Annotated in this window: 13 protein-coding genes; 7 read left to right on the top strand and 6 right to left on the bottom strand. The window is 59.7% G+C overall.

The annotated features are described in order from the left end of the window. Positions 1-384: 384 nt before the first annotated feature. Positions 385-1,242 (bottom strand): aldo/keto reductase, encoded by an 858-nt coding sequence (locus ACTQYB_RS05390; protein ID WP_441482376.1) that lies wholly within the window; start codon positions 1,240-1,242, stop codon positions 385-387. A 443-nt stretch (positions 1,243-1,685) separates the two neighbouring features. Here ACTQYB_RS05390 and ACTQYB_RS05385 point away from each other — a divergent pair, with 443 nt between their 5' ends. Both ACTQYB_RS05385 and ACTQYB_RS05380 read left to right on the top strand, forming a co-directional pair. Further along, on the top strand, positions 1,686-3,224 hold the full coding sequence (locus ACTQYB_RS05385) for an MFS transporter (protein ID WP_441482377.1): 1,539 nt from the start codon (positions 1,686-1,688) through the stop codon (positions 3,222-3,224). A 120-nt stretch (positions 3,225-3,344) separates the two neighbouring features. Next, the gene (locus ACTQYB_RS05380; protein WP_026650559.1) at positions 3,345-3,596 is read left to right on the top strand and encodes a hypothetical protein; all 252 of its coding nucleotides are present in this window, start codon (positions 3,345-3,347) and stop codon (positions 3,594-3,596) included. A 123-nt stretch (positions 3,597-3,719) separates the two neighbouring features. Here the strand turns inward: ACTQYB_RS05380 and ACTQYB_RS05375 are convergent, their stop codons facing one another. After that, positions 3,720-4,496: a nitroreductase family protein gene (locus ACTQYB_RS05375; RefSeq protein WP_321046604.1), complete on the bottom strand. Its 777-nt coding sequence runs from the start codon at positions 4,494-4,496 to the stop codon at positions 3,720-3,722. Positions 4,497-4,752: 256 nt separating this feature from the next. Beyond that, complete coding sequence (locus ACTQYB_RS05370; protein ID WP_441482378.1) at positions 4,753-5,199, bottom strand: DUF4235 domain-containing protein; 447 nt, start codon at positions 5,197-5,199, stop codon at positions 4,753-4,755. Between the two features lie 174 nt (positions 5,200-5,373). Here ACTQYB_RS05370 and ACTQYB_RS05365 point away from each other — a divergent pair, with 174 nt between their 5' ends. Then, a complete protein-coding gene (locus tag ACTQYB_RS05365) occupies positions 5,374-6,072 on the top strand; it encodes a histidine phosphatase family protein (RefSeq protein ID WP_033507144.1) in 699 nt (232 codons plus the stop codon). A gap of 399 nt (positions 6,073-6,471) precedes the next feature. After that, a complete protein-coding gene (locus tag ACTQYB_RS05360) occupies positions 6,472-7,803 on the top strand; it encodes an ABC transporter substrate-binding protein (RefSeq protein WP_441482379.1) in 1,332 nt (443 codons plus the stop codon). A 623-nt stretch (positions 7,804-8,426) separates the two neighbouring features. Here ACTQYB_RS05360 and ACTQYB_RS05355 read toward each other — a convergent pair. Then, positions 8,427-9,500 (bottom strand): LacI family DNA-binding transcriptional regulator, encoded by a 1,074-nt coding sequence (locus ACTQYB_RS05355; protein ID WP_441482380.1) that lies wholly within the window; start codon positions 9,498-9,500, stop codon positions 8,427-8,429. A 276-nt stretch (positions 9,501-9,776) separates the two neighbouring features. On the opposite strand from ACTQYB_RS05355, the gene ACTQYB_RS05350 reads away from it, so the two are divergent. From ACTQYB_RS05350 to ACTQYB_RS05340, 3 genes are all read left to right on the top strand, one after another. Further along, entirely contained in the window at positions 9,777-10,631 is an 855-nt protein-coding gene (locus tag ACTQYB_RS05350; RefSeq protein WP_033507060.1) for a carbohydrate ABC transporter permease, read from the top strand. Continuing rightward, positions 10,628-11,488 carry a carbohydrate ABC transporter permease gene (locus ACTQYB_RS05345; RefSeq protein ID WP_441482381.1) on the top strand — a complete coding sequence of 287 codons (861 nt, stop codon included), beginning with the start codon at positions 10,628-10,630 and terminating at the stop codon, positions 11,486-11,488. The genes ACTQYB_RS05350 and ACTQYB_RS05345 overlap by 4 nt, the downstream gene beginning before the upstream one ends. Positions 11,489-11,820: 332 nt before the next feature. Next, on the top strand, positions 11,821-12,489 hold the full coding sequence (locus ACTQYB_RS05340; protein WP_044098697.1) for a DUF624 domain-containing protein: 669 nt from the start codon (positions 11,821-11,823) through the stop codon (positions 12,487-12,489). A gap of 110 nt (positions 12,490-12,599) precedes the next feature. On the opposite strand, the gene malQ is transcribed toward ACTQYB_RS05340, so the two are convergent. Both malQ and pulA read right to left on the bottom strand, forming a co-directional pair. Then, positions 12,600-14,813 (bottom strand): 4-alpha-glucanotransferase, encoded by a 2,214-nt coding sequence (malQ, locus tag ACTQYB_RS05335; RefSeq protein ID WP_441482382.1) that lies wholly within the window; start codon positions 14,811-14,813, stop codon positions 12,600-12,602. 338 nt (positions 14,814-15,151) lie between these two features. After that, positions 15,152-17,125: a type I pullulanase gene (gene pulA, locus ACTQYB_RS05330; protein WP_412171373.1), complete on the bottom strand. Its 1,974-nt coding sequence runs from the start codon at positions 17,123-17,125 to the stop codon at positions 15,152-15,154. Between the last annotated feature and the right edge of the window lie 120 nt (positions 17,126-17,245).

Raw genomic sequence — 17,245 nt, 5'->3', positions numbered from 1 at the left:
CTAAGACCTGGCACGGCGATGGTACTGCACCCGGAAGGGTGTGGGAGAGTAGCACGCCGCCGCACCCAAACCTCACAGGGAGGGGACACCACCAGCGTGCCCCCTCCCTTTCTCATACCCGCACACAACCGCCATCGCACCCCCGCACGCCGGAAACGCGAGGCGAATCCCATACCCGGACACACGACACCGGCACACCGGGACAACCCCCACGGCACACCCCGTCCATGAACCGGCAAAGACGCCACGGCATACACGCCCGACTCCACCTCCACCCAAACCAGTCACACCCAGGCAACCCGCCGACGCAACCGGTTCGGGAGAAGCCGGGACCGGCCCCAACACGCGGGATACAGCAGCTGACGGTAATCACCAGCCCGGCAATCAGAAGTCCACAGCATCAGGATCACTGCATGCGCCGCCGATGCCGCGCAGTTCATCAATCACCTGCATGTCTTCATCCGTCAATTCGAAATCGAACACGTCTATATTTGACCGCATCCGATTCATATGCACTGACTTCGGAAGTGGCAACACATCATGCTGCAATGCCCAGCGTACGCAAACCTGAGCACTGCTTTTCCCATACTTTTCGCCGATTGACACAAGCGTCTGGTTTGTGAGCACATCCTTGTGACCGAATGGTCCCCACGCCTCAACTTGAATACCGTGATCCTGACAGTACTTCACAGCAGTTGTTTGAGGCCAACCCGGATGCACTTCCAGCTGGTCGACCATCGGCGTGATGGCAGCCGACTGGATCAATGATGCAATATGATGGGGCAGGAAATTCGACAATCCGATTGCTTTCACGCGTCCACTCTTATACAGCTCTTCGAAAGCCCTCCAGGTCTCCGCATTGAGCTCCTGTGCCCGATCCCCGAACTGCTTGCGATTCGCCGGCCAATGGATGAGATACAGATCCAGGTAATCAACCCCAAGTTCGTTGAGCGTCTGTTCGCACGCTTTTAGGGTGTTCTCGTAGCCACGCTCGGTGTTCCATAGTTTGCTGGTCACAAACAGCTGGTCGCGAGGTATTCCGCTATCACGGATTCCCGCGCCAACTGCCTCCTGATTGCCGTACACCGCCGCAGTGTCGATGTGCCGGTACCCGGTTTCCAAGGCTTCGCGCACTGCTGTACGTGCTTCGTCGGCCGGTGTTTCGAACGTCCCGTAACCGATGCATGGGATTGCCGTCCCGTTCGATAGGGTAAATGTGTCGGTGCATGACGTGAATTGCATGATGCCTCCTGATGAGTGACAACTGATGTCTTGATGGCTATCGTCGCGTGGGTCTTGCCGGCAAGGCCCCGGATTGCTGATACGTGGCACGATGGCACGCACGGCATCGCCTCACGTATCTGCCGATTCCAGTCAAGCACGCCTAGCTGTGGGAACGGTGAGGTTGCCGCGTTTCCGCTGGAGGCGAATAGCAATCTCACCGGCAGACGGGTAGTCGCCGCCCCAGAGCATCCATGCTTCCTCGTTGGCCTCTCGCTATACTGGTAAATGAGGATCCTTCCCAAGGCCGTCCATATGACGGTAACGCAGCGTGCATGTCAACGGAAAGTGCAGACGGCTTGTCCGTCATGTTCTTGTCGCGCGAACGCACGATCTGTTCAAACTCGCCTGGCGGTTGTGCCGTCCAGACCAAGAAAGGAAAGCTGGGGACAGCCTTACTATGCATGACTGAACAACAGCAAAACCGTGATGCCGCAGAGCAGCAATCCCACGATGCCGCCCCGATCATGTCTGCCGAGAATACCCATATCACACAACCAGAACCGATTCCGCGGACCTTGATTCTTTCGATTTTGGCGACAGGAATCATGGCGTTCATCGGCATTCTCACTGAAACCTTGATGAATGTGCTGTTCCCGATTCTGATGGGGGAGTTCCATATCAGCACGTCCACGGTCCAATGGCTGACCACCGGGTATTTGCTGGTGGTTTCGCTTGTGGTGCCGTTGTCGTCATATCTCAAGCGCAAGCTTCCTGTGAAGCGGATCTTCCTGATTGCCATCGTGCTATGCATTGTCGGGTGCATTGTCGGCGCATGTACGCTGAATTTCCCGATGCTGATGCTCGCCCGCATTCTCCAAGGCGGTGGTACGGGTATCGCCCTGCCGTTGATGTTCAATATCATTCTTGATCAGGCGCCAAAATCGCGTATCGGTCAGCTGATGGGTGTCGGCAGCTTGGTTGTGGCGACGGCACCGGCGCTCGGTCCGACGGTCGGCGGATTGGTCGGCACATACATGCCTTGGCGGTGGATTTTCGTGATTCTTCTGCCGTTCCTGCTCATCGCCCTTGGATTGGGCCTCGCCAATATCCAGCAGGGGTCGCCTACGGTTGACGCGCATCTCAACCCGTTGCACGTGTTGCTCATGGCGGTGGGCTTCGTGGCGTTCGTATTTGCGATTGACGAGGGCGGCTCCGCGATCACCGCATTCAGCCAAGGAGCTTCGGGCGCCGGGAAGACCGCGGTGTTGGCCGTGGTGTTGCTGATCGTCAGTGTGGTGGCGCTCGTGGCATTCGCCCAACTGTCACGCCGTTCGTTCTCTCCGCTGGTCAGGCTCGGTGTGTTGCGCAGCGTACCTTTCCGCTGGCATCTGCTTGCTTATGTGCTGCTGCAGATTTCCATGATCGGTTTCAGTTTTGTCATTCCGAACTCTGCGCAGCTCGGGTATGGCATTTCTGCCTTGGTTTCGGGTGTTCTCGTGCTTCCGGGTGCGTTGTTCGGCGCTATGCTTGCCCCGGTGTCCGGTTCGTTGCTTGACCGCCAGGGGCCAGCCAAACCGATTTCCGCTGCCCTTACCGTCACGTTGATCGGTGTGCTGCTGTTCTCTGTGTTCGTCAACGGGTCATCCACGGCAGTGGAGTTGGGTATCTTCTACTTCGTGTTCATGGTCGGCTTCTCCATGGCATTCGCCAATACCATGACCAGCGGCCTCAACCAGGTGGACGCCCAGTTGAAAGCCGATGGCAACGCCCTGTTCAGTACCTTCCAGCAGCTTGCGGGCGCGGTGAGTACGACGATTCTGTCCGTCTTCCTCGCTTCCGCCCAGGCGGGGCATGGCGAGCCGGGAACCGCCACATACCGGGCGGCGACTGTTGTCGGAGCCCACAACGGCTACATCTTCCTCACGATTGTCGTGATCTGCGCGTGCCTGTGCATGGTTCATGCGTTCGGGTATATGAAACGCGAGGGCGCTCTCAGCTGACGCCCCGGGCGGCCGGTGGATTGTTGTCCCCGGCCGCCCGGCATTGTCTGCACCCCTGTACGTTCCCGTGCGTTGTGTCCTTGTGTTTCTTCAGCGAAACGACGTACACTCGGCTGTATTATGCATTACTTCACTCCAAAACGGTGCACTGAATCGAACAAGATCATGTACCACGATAAAGCGCAGGCGTTGCGCGCGGCCGATCAGAGCTGGCGCGAACGTGGCGCCGAGCTGTGGGTGTATCGGTGTGAGTATTGTGGCAGTTGGCATTTGACGCATCATGACCCATCGTTGCGTGATGCGGTTCCCCATATGGACGGGCCGCACAAGCCCCACTCGCGCAAACGCGGGTATAAACCTCGCAGACGATGATTCGCCGTGCTGACCGTGCATACTATGAAGGCCGTAGACATCAGGGAACCGATGTCTACGGCCTTCAATCGTTGTATGCGATGAACGGCAGGACGGCTCAGCAGGACGGCCCAGTGCAAGGGTTCAGCGCGAGAGGTCGAATCCTTGTGCTTGCGCGTCGCACAGCCCGCGATCAAGCGCCGATTCGTCCTCGGCGATGCTGGCGATTTGGTCGCTGAACGCATCCACGGGCCGCGAAGTATTGCGCAAGTCGTAGTACTGGTGGACTTCCTCGTCGAATGCCTTGAGGCCCTTGATCGGCGTGTCGTCCGTAGGGTACGCGTTGTCGAAGAACTGCATGGAACGGGGCATGCGAGGTTTGGACGCAGGTTCCTGATCAGGCTTGCCGATGGCCAGTCCAAGCACCGGGAACGTGTATTCCGGCAGCTTCAGCGCGGCGATCAGCTCGGGGATGTCGTTGAGGATCGAACCTAGGATCACACACCCCAGCCCCATCGAGTTTGCGGCGGTTTCCATGGCGTGCAAGGCGAGAACGGCGTCGTTCTGGGCCTGCGAGAACCGATAGCCGTACCGCAGGGCAAAGCGCTCGGAGGAGACGTCCACGCCTTTGGCCTGCGCAATCATCGCGTTGCGGTGCTCGTCAAGGATGAACACGTACAGCAGCGGGGCGGTGGCGATGTACTCCTGATGCCCGATACGCGCAAGCTTGCTCTTCAGCTCGGGGTCGGTTACGCGGATAACCGACCAATCGTTGAGGAACTGGCTTGACGCGGCATGCTGGGCTGCGGATTCCAACGCGTCCACGGTGTCGGGGTCAATCGCCTCCGGCTTGAATTTACGAATTGAGCGACGCTCGAGCAGGGCGTCGACGGCTGGCTTTGAAGAAATAGTCGTACTCATACAGCTATTGTCTCAGGCTCAGGTCACGGCTGCCCGGTGACTTTTGCTCTCCGTGAAGATATCTGCGAGGAACTGCGGAAATGAGGTGTCGTGGCGCTGGTGTGGCAGCGTGCGCTGTCTGATGATTGCAACGCAGCCGATTTACGCCGTGGCGTTAATCATGTGCTGGCGTAGGTATAGCGGCGCTGAACGCATGCTGACCTGCACGTTGATTGCGCGGTGCTGGCGAACGCGCCGCTCCCCAACCTTCTGTACGTCAGCGATGATGGCGAGCGACAATGGACTGCGCCGCCATGCTGGACAATTGGTTGGTTATTGCCGCGACCGCTGCGGATATCGCGGTACGTGACAAGCTCGCGAACAGGCTTGTTGTGGCTTTCGTGTTCCCACCGGCGATGCTTCGACGCTCGATGCCTGTCCATACTGATTGCATGATGCGCCCGACCACGATACCGGCAACGGTAGGCAGTGCGAACAGCAGGATTTTGTCGCCGAGCGTTTCGGGGTCGCGCTCACGCCGGTCTTTCAACGCGGCGATCGCACTGTCCACCGTTTGCAGACGCGCGATGATGGCATCCACATTGACGCCGCCTGCGCTGACGGTATGGAACGCGTTGACAGCGTGGTCCGCGTGGTCTGTGCTGCCCGACGTCGGAACTGCCTTGGCCGTGTCTCGTCCGGTTGATTTGTTGCCTGTGCTCATACGTTCATGATATGCCATCCCCATCGTCAAATGTGGCAATGACGCGGGGAATATAGCCATTGCAAAAGGCCTTGGACATGGGTCTGCGCATCGCGTCCCATGCCGAAAGCCATGCCGATTTATGTTTTCCGGTATTTCCCTGACATCCGGCCGTTTGAGCGGTACAATGCCCCTATGACTGCAATTCATCTCCCTGGCGACGACGCCACGAAACAAGGTCATCTCGTTCTGCTCCGCCACGGGCAGACTGTGTGGAGCGTGTCGGGGCAGCACACCGGACGCACCGATATCCCCCTGACACCAACAGGGCAGGATCAGGCGCGGCAGGCCGGCGCGCGGCTGTTGCAGGTGTTCCCGCAAGGATTCGCACCGGACCACGTATTCGTCAGCCCGTTGCGCAGGGCACGGCAGACCGCGGCGCTCGCCGGGTATCCGCAGGCCACAGTGCTTGACGGACTTGCCGAGTGGGATTACGGCAGGGCGGAGGGCCATACCCGGCAACAAATCAGTGAGGCGAGTGGTTTCGCATGGGATGTGTGGCGGGACGGCCCGAGCCGGGTCAGCATGGAACTCGCCGGCGACTGGACCGCCACATTGCCTGGGGGCGAGCAGGTGCCCGTGCACAACGGTGAGGGCGAGACCCTGGCGGAGGCGGCGGAGCGTACGCGCGGTGTCATTCGGCAGGTGTCGGCTGCGTTGGATGACGGGCATGATGTATTGCTTGTCGCCCACGCGCATATTCTGCGCATTTTGACCACGCAATGGTTGGGTGTGGATCCGCACGACGGCAGGTTGCTGCGGCTTGACACGGCGCATTACTGCGTGTTGGGGCAGTATCATGGCGACCATGTGATTGTGCACTGGAACTGCTAACTCTGCCCGGGCGGCAGACGCTGCTTCGTCCGTTCAGGTTTCTGGGACAGTTAGGGGCACAGGGGCTGCTGGTTTGCCGGGGTCGCGTGACGCTCAGCCCGGTGGTTGAACCTGCATCATGATGCCTGATACCCATCATTGATTGCGGCTCAGACAGGGGAAAGAAGAAACGCCGTGTCAGCAAACGGTTGCATGTTGTGCAACTCTGCAAATCCCTTGGAACAAGCCATTTATGTTTGCTCTGCCCGCTGAAAATCACGACACACCGACAACTTTTCCTGCCATCGTTTGCAAAAATCCGGGGGAACGTGCATAATAGGAAACGTCGAAAATAGGACGGCACGACGTAAGTGCCGACTTCCGAGCAACATCGGAACGACAGCGGAAGAGAAAGGTTCGATGATGAATCGTACAGTCAAGTCAGCGATCGCTATCGCAGCAGTGGCGGCTATGTCGGTTGGCGCCTTCGCAGGTTGCGGCAGCTCCAGCAGCAGCGACAACGGCAAGGGCAAGGTCTACTACCTGAACTTCAAGCCAGAAGCGGCGGATCAGTGGAAGGCCCTCGCCAAGGAATACACCAAGGAGACCGGCGTCGAGGTCACCGTGTCCACCGCGGCATCCGGCACCTATGAGCAGCAGCTCAAGAGCGAGATGGCGAAGAGCAACGCCCCAACCCTGTTCCAGGTCAACGGCCCTGTTGGTCTTGCCAACTGGAAGGACTACACCGCCGACATGTCCAACACCGAGCCGTACAAGCAGCTCATCAACAAGAAGGTCGCCCTCAAGGACGGCAACAAGGTCGTCGGCGTGCCGTACGCCATGGAGACCTATGGCCTCATCTACAACAAGAGCATCCTGAACAAGTACTTCGCTCTTGACGGCGCGAAGGCCAAGTCCATCGACGACATCAACTCCTTCGATACGCTGAAGGCCGTTGCCGATGATATGCAGGCCCGCAAGAGCGAGCTGGGCATCAAGGGCGCCTTCACCTCCGCAGGCTTCGATTCCAGCTCCGACTGGCGCTTCAAGACCCATCTGGCCAACCTTCCGCTCTACTACGAGTTCCAGAAGGACAAGGTGACCACCGAGCCGGCCAAGGTCAAGGGCACCTATCTGCCGGAGTACAAGAACGTGTTCGACATGTATCTCAAGGACTCCACTACCGATCCGAAGCAGCTGAGCTCCAAGACCGGTGATGACGCGAACTCCGAGTTCGCGCTCGGCGAGGCCGCCTTCTACCAGAACGGCACCTGGGCCTGGGCCGACCTACAGAAGGCCGGCATGAAGGCCGACGATGTCAGCATGCTGCCGATCTACTTCGGTGTCGACGACAAGAACGAGGGTCTGGTCACCGGTTCCGAGAACTACTGGTGCATCAACTCCAAGGCTTCCGAGGCCGACCAGAAGGCTACCGCGGCCTTCCTCAAGTGGGTCATCACCTCGAAGACCGGCATCTCCTCCATCAGCGACAAGATGGGCCTGACCACTCCGTTCAAGTCCTTCGACAGCGTGAAGATCACCAACCCGTTGACCCAGGCCGCTGTTGACGATCAGAAGTCCGGCAAGACCCAGATTGATTGGGACTTCGCCTTCATGCCTTCCGAGCAGTGGAAGAACGGTCTCGGCAACGCGCTCCTCGAGTACGCTCAGGGCACCGGTAAGTGGGATGCCGTCAAGACCGCCTTCGTCGATGGCTGGGCCAAGGAATACTCCGCCGCCCATGAAGGCTGAGCCGCTTATGGAATCTCGCTGACATGAGGGCCGGTTGGTTTGCGGCCGGCCCTCCATGTTTTTCTCCTTTCTTCTTTGTTTGATGGTTGGAATGACCCCCACCGTGGATCCACGGTGGGGGTCATTCTGTTGGTGTACGTAGTCAGCCGCGATAGCCGGGGCATTCCCGGACTGGGGTGATCCGGCCCGTGGCCGGCGGCGTGGCGTGCGGGAAACGGAATGGCTGGTCTTGGGGTTCAGCGCCCGGTATGCCGTGGCAATGCGCAGCTAGCGAACGCGTGCCAGGAAGTCGGCCGTGCCGGGAGTTCGTGGCGGATGAGCCTACATGACGATGTTCTCCCGGGAGAACCAACGGATTTTCCGGTTTGCGCTTGTTTTCCCATATTCGGCGTGGGAGTTTATGGGAATCCCACGCCATGGAGACTGATTTCCCAATGGAAACGCTGGAATCCCGCGGTTCCTGAAAACGCTCCCGAAGCCGGATCCGGGGAGTTCACCGGCTGACGGCCGATTCGCAAGAGATCTCCCGCGCCAACCATGGGAATCCACACAGATACGGGCTGTTATGGCGGAAAGCCCGTATCCGGCGGCACGGACGGCCGGCGGTGCGCTCACGTCTGGGCTCAGCGGTCTTCCACGCGCGCGGTTGAGGAGCGAACGACCAGATGGGCAGGGAATACCTCGTTGCGCTTCGACGGCGTATGCCCCTCGATTAGATCCAGGGTCTTGCGGGCAGCCGAGCGTGCCATGTCGATAGGCAGCTGGCGGATGGTGGTGAGCCCGACATCATGCGCATAGATGCTGTCGTCGTAACCGATGACCGAGATGTCTGAAGGCACGGAGAACCCGTTACGCTCCAGCTGGAAGATCAGCGGTATGGCGATGCCGTCTTCTTGGCAGGCGATAGCCGTAGGCATGTCGGGCAGGCTGAGGATCTGGGTGATGAGGTTGTCGATGCGGTACGTCCCCTCCTCTGCGGTGACGACGGTCGGTTCGATGCCTTGGCTGCGGCAGTAGCCCAGGAATGATTCGATACGCTCCTGCACGCTGAAATGCAGTGATTGCGCGGGGTTGGTCCGCACGTACAGGATGCGCCTGTGCCCGAGCTGGATGAGATGCCGGGCGGCGAGGATGGACCCTTGGTGGTCGTCGATGTTCACGGTTGCCGAGAAGCTGTTTTGCAGGACGGAATTCACGCCGACAATCGGCACGTCGACACTGCTCAGGCGATTGATTTCCTCCTCGTCGATGTCGAACGAGGCGATGACCACGGCGTCGGCATTGCGGCGCACCGGCAGGGTGTCGAAGAACTCCCTGCGCTGCTGGCGGCTGTCAATCTGGATGATGGACAGGTCGTAGCCGGCAGCGGAGAATTCCGCGTTCAGCCCCTCGATGACCGAGGCTGAGAACCAGTTGCTGATGTGGTCGCTCACCAGCAGTGCGATGCGCAGGGACTGTCCGGTTTTCAGCGCTGCGGCGGAACGGGAGATGGAGAAGTTCAGCTCGTCCGCCACGGCAAGCACTTTTGCCCGCGTTTTGGGAGATACGAGATCTGGTCGTGTGAATGAGCGCGAAACCGTGGAAATGGAGACTTTCGCGCGGTTGGCGACATCTTGGATTGTGGCGGTCGTGATAGGCTCCTTCGTGGTGCGGGATGCCGGCGCCGCGACGATATCGCCATGGCGTCTTGATTGCATTCGGTTGCAATGCTTTCCCCAAAAATTGTATGCTCCAGTATAGCAGCAAAATGAGCAAGGTATGAAGAATTTCCCGGAAATCAGTATCTTAAACGGTTAAGAAAAAACCGCCACGCCGAAATGAAAACGTTTGTATTTTTGGATGAAACCGCGTACCATATGAGCTGTTGGTTCAATCAGCGGGTCGAGGTAGCCCGCCGTTGAGTCGGATAGATTAGTTTTGCAAGCGTTGTCACTACGAGGTGACGGCGAGAGAGATAGAGAGGAGAGAGCAAGATGATCACCATGGCCGGCAAGTCCATTCGCCGCTGGTGGGCGCTGTTCGCGTTGCCAACCTTCGCGGCGTTCATCATCGGTTTCCTTGTGCCGTTCATCTTGGGCGTCTACTTGAGCTTCTGCAAATTCACGACGGTCACCGATGCCCATGTCGTGGGTCTGCGTAATTACCGCGTGGCGCTTCAGGACAAGGAATTCTGGCATGCAATGGGGTACACGACGGCATTCACCATCGTGACCACCATCATCATCAACGTCGTGGCGTTCGCCATCGCGTACATGCTCACCAAGGCCTTCAAGGGCACCAACATCTTCAGGTCCGTGTTCTTCATGCCGAATCTGATCGGCGGCATCATCCTGGGCTATGTGTGGTTGCTGCTGCTCAACGGCGTGCTCGCTCACTGGGCAAGGTCCATCACATACTCGTCGACATACGGCTTCTGGGGTATGGTCATGCTCCTGTGCTGGCAGCAAATCGGCTACATGATGATCATCTACGTCGCCGGTTTGCAGTCCCTGCCTACCGACGTCATCGAGGCGGCCGAGGTTGACGGTGCTAACGGGCGCCAGCGTCTGTTCCACGTCATCATCCCGCTCATGATGCCGAGCATCACCGTGTGCACCTTCCTGACCATCACCAACGGCTTCAAGATGTACGATCAGAACCTCGCGCTCACCAACGGCGCCCCGTCCAACACCTCTGAACTCGTGGCGCTCAACATCTACCGCACCTTCTACGGCCGCATCGGCTTCGAAGGCGTCGGCCAGGCGAAGGCTGTGGTGTTCTTCATCATCGTGGCGGTTGTGGCCTTGATCCAGAACCGTCTGACTTCCAGCAAGGAGGTTGAGGCATGAACGACGAAAAGGAAATCGACGCCTCGGAGCGCGTCCATCATCCATGGGCTTGGACGATTTTCTTCACCATCCTCAGCTTGGTGTGGATCTACCCGATCGTCCTGGTGTTCATCAACTCCTTCAAGAAGAAGGTGTACATCTCCAAGAACGCGTTCTCCCTGCCCGACAAGGAATCCTTCGCGGGATGGGAGAACTACACCACCGGCATCGAGCGCACGAACCTCATCGGCAGCTTCGGCTGGACCGTGTTCATCACGGTCGGCGCCGTCGCGCTGATTCTGCTGTGCTGCTCCATGTGCGCATGGTGGATTGTCCGTGTGGACAATTGGGCTGCGCGTCTGCTGTACACGCTGTTCCTGTTCAACATGATCGTGCCGTTCCAGATGGTGATGTTCACCCTCTCGAAGCTCGCCGATATGCTAAGCCTCAACACCCCGTGGGGTCTGTGGATTGTCTACCTGGGCTTCGGCGCAGGTCTGGCGGTGTTCATCTTCACCGGCGTGGTCAAGGGCATCCCGCAGGAGCTTGAGGAGTCTGCAATGCTCGACGGTGCATCCGTGCCGCGCATCTTCTTCAATATCGTGGTGCCGATCATGCGGCCGTCCATCATCTCCGTGGCCATCCTTGAGACCATGTGGATCTGGAACGACTACCTGCTTCCGTACCTGACCCTCGACCTCAACAAGTACAAGACCATGTCGATCGCCGTGCAGTACCTCAAGGGCGGCTATGGTTCAGTCGATATGGGCGCGATGATGGGCTGCCTGGTGTTGGCCATCCTGCCGATCATCATCTTCTACTTGATCTGCCAGAAGTACATCGTGAAGGGTGTGATTGCTGGCGCAGTCAAGGGCTGAAATTCTTCCTCTGAACTCCTAACAATGAAGGCGGACCGGTTTCGACTGGCCCGCCTTCATCGCTTTCACGGTGTATAGGTGCCGGTGTGTGAGGATCGGTTCCACACACCGGCCGGGTGCTTCTCGCAAACCGGTGACGCGGAGGCGGGCGTTAACGTAGACAGTTTGTGAAAGGTGTGGGTAGCAGGTGGGACGGGAACCCTCACAAGGCTGGGCTGAGAATCCCTCAAGCGATGGTATCAGCCTTGCGCCAACCGGCGCATCACATGACAACGATTGCTGGTGGCGGTTGCTAGGATGAATAGGAACCCTGCCACCCCAAGGAGTCTCCCATGCATTTCCTTTCCCCGGATTCCCCGTTCATGCGCGGGCTGAGCAACCTCATCGATGCCATCTGGATCAACATCCTGATGCTGGTGACCTCCATCCCCGTCGTCACGATGGGCGCGGCGCTTGCCGCGGGGCACGATGCCGCCCGCCGGTCCATACTCGGCGAAGGCCATGTGACAGTGAATTACTTCAGGGCGTTCAAAAACAATTTCCCCAAATCCACATTGGCATGGCTGATATTCGGGCCAATCGGGGCTGGGCTCGTGGCATCCTGGATCTTCCTGCAGATCACGCCGCTGCTTATCCCCAAATTCGCGTTTACGATCCTATGGGTCATCGGATTCGAATGGGTATGGGCGTTGCAGGCGCGCTTCGAGAACGGTTTCGGGCGCACCCTCGCCAACGCGTACATCTTCGGTGTCTCGCACATCGGCGTCACGGTGGGCATGGTGGCCATCGACGCGGTGTATATCGCGCTAATCGCGGTTTGCTGGCGGTACATGCCGCAGGGGTTGTTCCTGTTGTTGCTCATGGGGTACGGCACGTGCGTGATGCTGCACATCCCGTTGCTGGAACGCGTATTCACCCCCTACACGAAGACCGTGGAAAGCGGCAGCCATGATGATGCGGATTGGCTCAACGGCGGCACGAAAGCCATACAAGAGGCGTAAAGATAGCAGTCGGTACGGCGCACGCCATGTATGATACGGCATGATGATGGCCGCCCGCTTCCGATTGGGAAGCGGGCGGCCATCATCGTTGCCAGCCCGGCACAGCCGGCTCACTCGCCGCGCATCACGGCAGCCAGCGACAGCACGCGTGGATTCTTGAACACCTCATCCGTATGGACCAGATTGCCATCGGCATCATGCAGCGGCACGCGCCAGTTGCAGTATTCCGTGCTGGTACCCGGCTGATTCTGGGTGTGGTGTTCGCCGGTGCCATCAACCAACGCTGCTTGTAGCAGCAGAGACGGAGCGTTGAGCAGCATTCGGTGCATCGCCTCGACGATTTCCTGCTCGTGGGCGGGAACATCCTGTGCTGCGTCGGCATCCAGCCAGCCACCGTCGACCAGCAGCTTGAGCATCGCATCGCGTTCGGCGCTTGCTGCCTTTTGGAACTCCTCCACGGGTTCGCTCAGCAGGTGCAACTCTTCGCGTAGCTTGACATGCTCGAACTCGAGATATCCGGCAGTTGGCGGCAAATCGTGCGTAGTGACGGAAGCCAGCGCGTACTTGCGGTACGTGGACGGGTCGGCGTACGGGTCGCCGGCGGTCGGGGAGTTGTTGACACGGGCGAACCATTCCACCACCGTGCCGAGCACGCCATGGTCGGCAAGCACTTGGGACACGTAGGCGGGAACCGTTCCGAGATCCTCTCCGATGACCATACCGCCTGCTCGGCTCGCCTCAATCGACAGTACGGCGAGCATTGCGCGGTAATTGTACGTGACATACGCTCCGCCCTTGGCACCTTCACCCTTTGGAATCCACCACAGGCGGAACAGGCCGAGCACATGGTCGATACGCACCGCACCAGCATGGGCGAACACATTATGCACCATCTCGCGGTAGACACGATAACCGGTGCGCTCCAGATATCGCGGATTGAACGGCGGCTGGCCCCAATCCTGGCCTTGCTGATTGTAGAAGTCCGGCGGGCAGCCGACAGTGACGCTGCCGACCGCGAATCGTTCTGGATTCCACCACACGTCCACGCCGTACGCGTGCACGCCGACCGCCATATCCTGCATGAGACCGAGCGCCATGCCGGCATCCTTCGCGGCGGCCTGTGCCTGAGCAACCTGTTCGTCAGCAATCCATTGCAGCCAACGCTGGAAATCGAACAGATCCTGATGCTCGCGAACCAGTTCGGCGACTTCGGGCGAATCGCGATTCAGTGTCGAGAACCAGGGGTTCTTGTCCTCTTCCCAAGGCGCGCCCCACACTTCGAACGCCACACACCATGCGGCGAACGCATCGAGGTCCGGGCCGGCGGCCTTGACGAAGGCGTCGAACGCGGCCTGGCGTTCCGCAGAACGGCCGTGCTGGTAAATCACCCACAGCGCCTTGCGCTTGGCGGTCCAGGAAGCGTTGAGATCCAACGGATCCGGGTTGTCGTTGGCCGCCTTGACGCTGTCGTGCAGGGCGTCGACCTGTGCGCGAGCGTCGGGGTCAAGCTCGGCGTATTCTTCGATTTGCTGCGGGCGGATGTACGTGACATTGAGGAATCGGCGTGATTCCGGCAGATACGGTGAAGGTTCGATCGGCGGGATCGGGGTGCCCGCGTGAATCGGGTTGATCAGCATGAAATCGGCGCCCTGCTTGCCAGCGTCGTGCAGCAGTTCGCGCAGGTCACCGTAGTCGCCGACACCCCATGATTCCTTGGAACGCACGGAGTACATCTGGGTCATCCAACCCCAACGGTGGTGCTGCGCGACCGGCTCGGGAACGGGAATCCGCGCCGGGGCGCACAGGACCGTGGCGTCGGCGGACCGGTTGCCATCGGCTACATGGAGGGTGTGGTAGCCGGCCGGCAGGTTGCCCGGCATGGTCAGCGTGTAGGCGTGGGGAATCGCCGGATCCGCGTCGGCGTCCTTGATCAGCAGGGCGTTGAGATCGCCGTCATAGGCTTCGCCGTTTTCGAGGGTGAGCGACAGTTCGGGGGCCGCCGTGGCCGCATGGACCGGCACGCGGGTCGCGGCGCCTGAGAACACCACAACCGTCGGCGGCACCAGCTGGTCGCAGGAGGCACGGTGGAAGGTTTCCAGCGACGCTTCGATGGCGTCATCGCTGGAAGCATCGACACCGAGTGCGGCAAGCACGCTCACCAGCACTTCATCCCTGATTTCAACGTATGTGCCGAGCTGGTCGATATATGAGGTGGAAATTCCGCTTGCTTTGGCAAGCCTGATTAATGGCCGCGCGAGACGTTCCGGGCTTTCTTCCCGCCGGACGTCTTGGCTGGATGGCGACGATGCCGTCTGATCGGACATAATGCGCTCCTTCGCTCCTCTCGAGTATGCGATGACAGGTTCCTGCCGGCGGCTTTGACCGTCATTGGGACAGCCGCCGAATCTGGATATTGATATTTTAGCGCGTATTGAAATCGTTTGCAATATCTCGGGTGCGTTGAGATTGTTGATGAAAAGAGGGGGTTTGGTCTGGGGTACGGCGTATTTGGGCTTAGAATCTTACTATCGTTTGCAATCCTAATGAGAAAGACCCCACGCCCGGCGTGTCGCAGATGGAAACGACATGCGGGACGTGGGGCCTGACGGGTGTCACCGCGGGGACCTGCCGCCCGGGACGGTGAGCGCCCGTCGCAAGCGCGTCACTGCAACGCGACCACCACAAAGGTACGTGCCGGTACGGAAAGCTCGGTGCCACCGGCGACCTGCGCCTTGCCATCGGCGGCACCCGCCGCCACATCCGTCGAATCGGCGATGACCGCCCAATGCCGTGTGGCATCAGCCGTATTCTGCGGCAACCTGACTGTCACACCATTCGTGGTGGGGTTCGCGCACACCGCCAGGTCGTCGCCAACCTGCGCTGCGATGACCTCCTCGGGGGAATCCAAAGCGATGCGTCGGCCGTCATAGAAGTCCGGGTGGGCTTTTCTCACCGCAATCAGTGTCCGGTACCATTCGATCAACGATGACAGGCGGGACGCCCTGCCCCAATCCAGCCAATTGAGCTCAGCGCTGCGGTCGAAGGAATTATCGCAACCGTACTTCGTGCGGGTGAACTCCTCGCCGGAGAGCATGAACGGCAATCCGGCGGACGTGAGCACAAGCCCGGCGGCGATCGCGTTGGCCGCGAGGATATCCTGCACATCCCCAGTCGCGTCATAATCGGCGTGTGCGGGGTCGTCGCGCATGGTCAGGCAGAGTTTGTCCCACAGCGTCAGATCGTCATGCGCCGACACATACTGGATGATTTGCCCGACCTGCTTGCCTTGAGCCTCGGTGCCGCGCCAGCCGTTGAGCGCGTGACGGACCAGTTCAGCGAATTCGGACGGTTGCCCGTTGACGTATCCGGGCTTGCGCCCGAGCATGACATTGCCTTTGATGGAGTCACGGCTTTCGTCGCAGAACCAGCCGATTCGCGCGTCCAGCAGCCTGCGTCCCTGTTTGTCCGCAAGTGTGAACGACGGTTCGGCATTCGTCTTGTCGGCGGACCACGGTTCACCGTACATGAGGATGGATTCGCCGCCCGGCAGTTTGTCCAGCTCCTTGCGCGCACGATTCAAGGTCTGCGTGTCCAGCAGGCCCATCAGATCGAAGCGGAATCCGTCCACATGGTACTCGCGTGCCCAATATACGAGCGAATCCACGATGAACCGGCTGAACATCGGCCGTTCGCTGGCCATGTCGTTGCCGCAGCCCGAACCGTTGGCGAATCCGCCGGTATCGTCACGACGGCAGAAATACCCGGGGGCCATGCGCTCGAATTCGTTGTCGTTCTCGTACATGTGGTTGTAAACGACATCCATGATCACACGGATGCCCGCCCGGTGCAGCGCTGCAATCATCGACTTGCACTCGCGGATGCGGACGGCCCCGTCATACGGGTCGGTGCTATACGAGCCTTCCGGCACATCGTAAGTGACCGGGTCGTACCCCCAGTTGTAGGGGCTGCCAGTCGCCTCATCGACCGACCCGTAGTCGTAGAACGGCATGATTTGCACGTGGGTGACACCCAGACGCTTCAGATACGCGATGCCGGTGGGGAATCCGCCGGGCTGGTTGTCCAAGGTCGTATGCGCATCGGTGAACGCGAGGAACTTGCCGCGATGCCCTTTGGGGAATCCGCCGTGCGGGTCGTTGCTGAAATCGCCGACATGCGTCTCCCAAATCACGGTTTGGGAAGCGGGAATGTCGGGGGAGCGGTCGGACAGCCAACCGTCGGGATTGGTCGAATCGAGATCGACGACCATGCTGCGTTCGCCGTTGACGCCGCTCGCCTTGGCCCACGGGTCGGCGGTGCGGATGGTGACCGTGCTTTCGGCGGCGTTGATGATGGCGTCGCTGGGCACGTTGCTGACCGCGGATGCCGGGAAGGTCAGCATGTAGTCGTAGTAGGTCCCAGCGAGCCGCTCGGCGCTGCGATACTGCCAAGCCCCATCCTGGGCACGTTCCAGCGCGACGGTCGCCGACGGGCCGTCCTTTGGATCGCTGGTACTGAACAATCGCAATGTGACTGCAACCGCGGAAGGCGACCACACGGTGAAGACCGTGCCGTGGTCAAGCAGCTGAGACCCGAGCGGGCCTGCGTAATCAGGCCACGATGTTTCGGCAAAAGACATGAGTTCCCCTTGTGATACCGGGTGTCTGCCCCTGAACGGGGTATGTCCGGTCAAGATTGAATGGTGTGTGTGTGATGCGCGGCTGTTGGCCGCATACGAAAGGGGACGGCCCGGAGCCTG

The organism is Bifidobacterium sp. LCP19S3_E9, assembly GCF_052121135.1.
Taxonomy (GTDB): Bacteria; Actinomycetota; Actinomycetes; order Actinomycetales; family Bifidobacteriaceae; genus Bifidobacterium; species Bifidobacterium thermacidophilum.
This window is presented reverse-complemented; position numbering and strand designations above follow the sequence as displayed.